The following is a 4,548-nucleotide window of genomic DNA, read 5'->3' as shown; positions in this document are numbered from 1 at the left end:
TTGTCGAGGGTGTCCATCAGATGCTCGAACAGCTGGTCGTGGTAGTCCTGCAACGAGGTGATGGAGACTTCCAGCCGCTCGCGTCTGCTGCCGGTGGCGCGCTCGTCGAGCCCGGCGAGGTAGTCGATCGACGTGGTGAGCCCGGCCAGCAGCGAGTACTGGTGGCCGCCCACCTCGAGCCGTTCGGCCCCCTTGGCATACGGGTTGAGCGACATCGACGGAATGCGGTCCAGAAACGCCGGATCCCGGAACACCAGCGCACCGATCTGCGGTCCACCCCAGGACGGTGCGCTCAGCGCGACCACGTCGGCGTTGAGTTCCTCGATATCGATCAGCGCGTACGGCGCGGCGCCGAACGCGTCGGCCACCAGCAGGCCGCCCACCTCGTGCACCCGGTCGGCGGCCACCCGGACCGCGGGCGCGGAGCCGACGATCGGCGAGGCCGCGGTCAGCGCGACCAGGCGCGCGGTCGGCCCGATCAGCTCCTCGAACTGCCAGGCGGGCATCTCGCAGGTCTCGATCTCCACCTCGGCCCAGCGCACATGCGCGCCGTAGCGGTTGGCGATGCGGAGCCAGGGGGCGACGTTGGCCTCGTCATCCAGGCGCGACAGCACGATCCCGGTACCGAGCCCCAGGCGCGAGCTCAGCGATTCGGCCAGCCAGGCCAGCAGTACCGCACGATCGGGTCCGAGCACGACGCCGGCGGGGTCACCGCCGACCAGGTCCGCGACGGCCTCACGCGCCGCGTCCAGAATGGCGGCGCTGCGCTTGGCTGCGTGATGGCGGCCCACGTGGGAAAACGACGACGTACGGAAACCTGTTGACACGGCCCGGGATACCGAATCCGGAACCAGCATGCCCGCTTGCGGGTCGAGATGGATCCAGCCGTCGCCCAGGGACGGTATCAGGCCCCGAACCCGTGCGACGTCGTAAGTCATGCTGGCCACTCTAAGGGCAGCGGGTGAGGCCGCGTAACCCTCCCCACAGGCACCGTCTTTAGCACGTCGGCGCCCGACGCGACATGATGGAGACCATGACGCACTCGGATGACGCATCGGATCCCGTCGTCGTGATCGGACCGGAAGGACGCCCCCTGCTGCTACCGAGCGGCAAGGAATCGGAGGCGGCCTACACCGCGCAGGTGGTCTCGAATGGCGACGAGAAGAGCAACGACTCCGACGAGCGCGATGACTCCGGCGAATCGCTGGCCGACATGGTCGAGCAGCCCGCGAAGGTCATGCGTATCGGCACCATGATCAAGCAGCTGCTCGAGGAGGTCAGGGCGGCACCGCTGGACGACGCCAGCCGGGCCAGGCTGCGCGAGATCCACAAGTCCTCGATCCGCGAACTCGAGCAGGGTCTGGCCCCTGAGTTGCGCGAGGAGCTGGAGCGGCTGACGCTGCCGTTCACCGACGAGTCGGTGCCATCGGACGCCGAGCTGCGCATCGCCCAGGCCCAGCTGGTCGGCTGGCTGGAGGGCCTGTTCCACGGCATCCAGACCGCGCTGTTCGCCCAGCAGATGGCGGCGCGGGCGCAGCTGGAGCAGATGCGTCAGGGGGCATTGCCGCCGGGCGTGCACGCGGGCGACCAGCGGTCGGCCCAGCACGGTCACACCATGGGCGGCACCGGCCAGTACCTGTAACCCCTGGACAGTGTTCAATTGTGCCCGACCGGGAGGCCCTGCGTGGTTACGCTCCGCTGCCTCCTCCGGGCCTCGACCCGGCCGGGCGGCAATGGTGGCGGGGCCCGGTACGGCTCGGCCGAGTAGTGTCGACCACCGTGCCCGCCGCTGCCGCTCGCCCCGACTCGGTTTCCGATGTGAGTAACGAACAGACCTCAGAACCCACCGTCACCGCGCCCGTCGAGCCCGCCGAACCGCTGGTCTCGGACTCGCAATCGTTCGCCCGCGCGTTCAAGGACATGCGCGACGGCTTCGGCCAGCGTGAACTGTGGCTATCGCTGGGCTGGCAGGACATCAAACAGCGCTACCGGCGCTCGGTGCTCGGCCCGTTCTGGATCACCATCGCCACCGGCGTGCAGGCCACCGCCATCGGCATCCTGTACGCGGCGCTGCTCGGGCAGCCGCTGCGCGAGTACCTGCCGTATGTGGCGGTCGGGTTGATCGTGTGGAACGTCATCCAGGCCAGCATCCTCGAGGGCTCGGATGTGTTCATCGCCAACGAGGGCCTGATCAAACAGTTGCCCTCGGCGTTGAGCGTGCACGTCTATCGGCTGGTGTGGCGGCAGTTCTTGTTCTTCGCGCACAATTTCGCGATCTATTTCGTGGTGCTGCTCGCCTTCGGGGTGTGGCAGAACCTGCATTGGACGGTGGTCTTCGCGATACCGGCGCTGCTGCTGATCTTCGCCAATTCCATGTGGGTGTCGATCCTGTTCGGCATCTTCAGCACCCGCTACCGCGATATCGCGCCGATCCTCGGCAGCATGACGCTGATGCTGTTCGTGCTGACTCCGGTCATGTGGAACACCAAGAGCCTGCAGGAACAGGGCGGCGATGTGGCCGATCGGGCCAAGCTGGCCGAAATCGTGCCGACCTTCCACTACCTGGAAATCGTGCGGGCGCCGCTGCTCGGCGATGATCAGCGGCTCTATCACTGGGGCATCGTCGGCGCGATCACCGTGGTCGGCTGGATCGCGGCCGTGTTCGCCCTGAAGAAATTCCGTTCGCGCGTGCCGTACTGGGTATAGGAGCCGATGCAGCGATGACAGATCATGTGAGCATCGAAACCCGCAACGCGTGGGTGGAGTTCCCCATCTTCGACGCGAAATCGCGGTCGTTGAAGAAGGCGTTCCTCGGCAAGGCCGGCGGCGCCATCGGGCGCAATCAGTCCGACGTCGTCGTGGTCGAGGCGCTGCGCGACATCACCCTGTCGCTGAAAGAGGGCGACCGGATCGGCCTGGTCGGGCACAACGGCGCGGGCAAATCCACGCTGCTGCGGCTGCTGTCGGGGATCTATGAACCCTCGCGCGGCAGTGCCCGCATTCGCGGCCGGGTCGCGCCGGTGTTCGATCTCGGTGTCGGCATGGACCCGGAGATCTCCGGGTACGAGAACATCATCATTCGCGGGCTGTTCCTCGGCCAGACGCGCAAGCAGATGATGGCCAAGATCGACGAGATCGCCGATTTCACCGAACTCGGCGAATACCTGTCGATGCCGCTGCGCACCTACTCCACCGGTATGCGGGTCCGGCTGGCGATGGGCGTGGTCACCTCGATCGACCCGGAAATCCTGCTGCTGGACGAAGGCATCGGCGCCGTCGACGCGGAATTCATGAAAAAAGCCCGGCTGCGCCTCCAGAAATTGGTGGCCCGATCCGGCATCCTGGTCTTCGCCAGCCATTCCAACGAATTCCTCGCCCAGCTCTGCGATTCGGCCCTCTGGATCGATCACGGCCAGGTCCGGCTGCACGGCGGTATCGAAGAAGTGGTGCGGGCCTACGAAGGCCCGGAGGCGGGTAATCACGTCGCGACCGTCCTTGCCGAATTGGAAGCCGAGCAGGCCGCCGACGAGGCCGAACGAGAACTGGAGCCGAACCAGACATGAGTGAGCCGACCGGGAAGAACACCCCGATCGCTGCCGGGGCGTCCCCGGTCGAGTCCGCGACCTCCGCCGAACACACGGCAGTCGATACCGGCGCGACCGCTCGTATCGTCGCCGTCGTCGTCACCCACAAGCGGCGCGAACTGCTGGCCGAATCGCTGAAGGTGCTGGCCACTCAGTCGCGGCCGGTCGACCACCTCATCGTCGTCGACAACGGCAACGAACCGGAGGTCGCCGAACTGGTCCGCGACCAGCCGGTGGAAACCACCTACCTGGGCTCGGCCCACAATCTCGGCGGCGCGGGCGGATTCGCGCTCGGCATCCTGCACGCGCTCAGCCTCGGCGCCGACTGGGTCTGGCTGGCCGACGACGACGGCAGGCCCGAAGGCCCCGAAGTGCTGGCGACACTGCTGGATTGCGCGGGCAGGCACGGGCTGGTGGAGGTCTCCCCCGTGGTCTGCGATATCGACGAACCCGATCGGCTGGCCTTCCCGCTGCGGCGTGGCGTGGTGTGGCGGCGGCTGCGTTCGGAGCTGGGCGAGGAGGATTTCCTGCCCGGCATCGCGTCGCTGTTCAACGGTGCGCTGATCTCGGCGCAGGCGATCGACGTCATCGGGGTGCCCGATCTGCGGCTGTTCGTGCGCGGCGACGAGGTCGAGGTGCATCGGCGGCTGGTGCGGTCCGGGCTGCCGTTCGGCACCTGCCTGCAAACGGCATACCTGCATCCCAACGGCGCTGCCGAGTTCAAGCCGATCCTCGGCGGCCGCATGCACACCCAGTATCCGGACGATCCGGTCAAGCGCTACTTCACCTACCGCAACCGCGGCTACCTCATGTCACAGCCCGGAATGCGGAAGCTGCTGCCCCAGGAATGGATTCGTTTCTCCTGGTTCTTCCTGGTGACCCGGCGGGATCCGGCCGGCCTGCGCGAATGGTTCCATCTGCGCAGCCTGGGACGGCACGAGCAGTTCGGGAAGCCGGAGCCGGA

General features: G+C 67.1%; 5 protein-coding genes. 4 read left to right on the top strand and 1 reads right to left on the bottom strand.

Annotated elements, in window-relative coordinates; translation table 11 throughout:
- On the bottom strand, positions 1–938 hold a 938-nt coding region (locus RJ05_RS01025), incomplete at its 3' end, for an aminotransferase class V-fold PLP-dependent enzyme (protein WP_036531905.1).
- Between the two features lie 95 nt (positions 939–1,033).
- Here RJ05_RS01025 and RJ05_RS01020 point away from each other — a divergent pair.
- From RJ05_RS01020 to glfT1, 4 genes are all read left to right on the top strand, one after another.
- Positions 1,034–1,642, top strand: coding sequence for a bacterial proteasome activator family protein (locus RJ05_RS01020; protein WP_174343878.1), 609 nt, complete (start codon positions 1,034–1,036; stop codon positions 1,640–1,642).
- Positions 1,643–1,818: 176 nt separating this feature from the next.
- The gene (wzm, locus tag RJ05_RS01015) at positions 1,819–2,706 is read left to right on the top strand and encodes a galactan export ABC transporter permease subunit Wzm/RfbD (protein WP_373365044.1); all 888 of its coding nucleotides are present in this window, start codon (positions 1,819–1,821) and stop codon (positions 2,704–2,706) included.
- 14 nt (positions 2,707–2,720) lie between these two features.
- Positions 2,721–3,563, top strand: a complete 843-nt coding sequence (wzt, locus tag RJ05_RS01010) for a galactan export ABC transporter ATP-binding subunit Wzt/RfbE (RefSeq protein ID WP_036531897.1) — start codon at positions 2,721–2,723, stop codon at positions 3,561–3,563.
- Positions 3,560–4,548: galactofuranosyltransferase GlfT1 (gene glfT1 / locus RJ05_RS01005; protein ID WP_036531895.1), on the top strand; the 989-nt coding region annotated here is incomplete at its 3' end. The genes wzt and glfT1, both read left to right, overlap by 4 nt.

The organism is Nocardia cyriacigeorgica NBRC 100375 (assembly GCF_000308555.1).
Classification (GTDB): domain Bacteria; phylum Actinomycetota; class Actinomycetes; order Mycobacteriales; family Mycobacteriaceae; genus Nocardia; species Nocardia cyriacigeorgica.
Note: the sequence above shows the minus strand (reverse complement) of the source record. Positions and strands in the feature narration are given on the sequence as shown.

Coding starts and splice junctions, on each gene's coding strand:
- RJ05_RS01020 (WP_174343878.1), top strand. CDS start 1,034: ATGACGCACTCGGATGACGCATCGGATCCCGTCGTCGTGATCGGACCG.
- wzt (WP_036531897.1), top strand. CDS start 2,721: ATGACAGATCATGTGAGCATCGAAACCCGCAACGCGTGGGTGGAGTTC.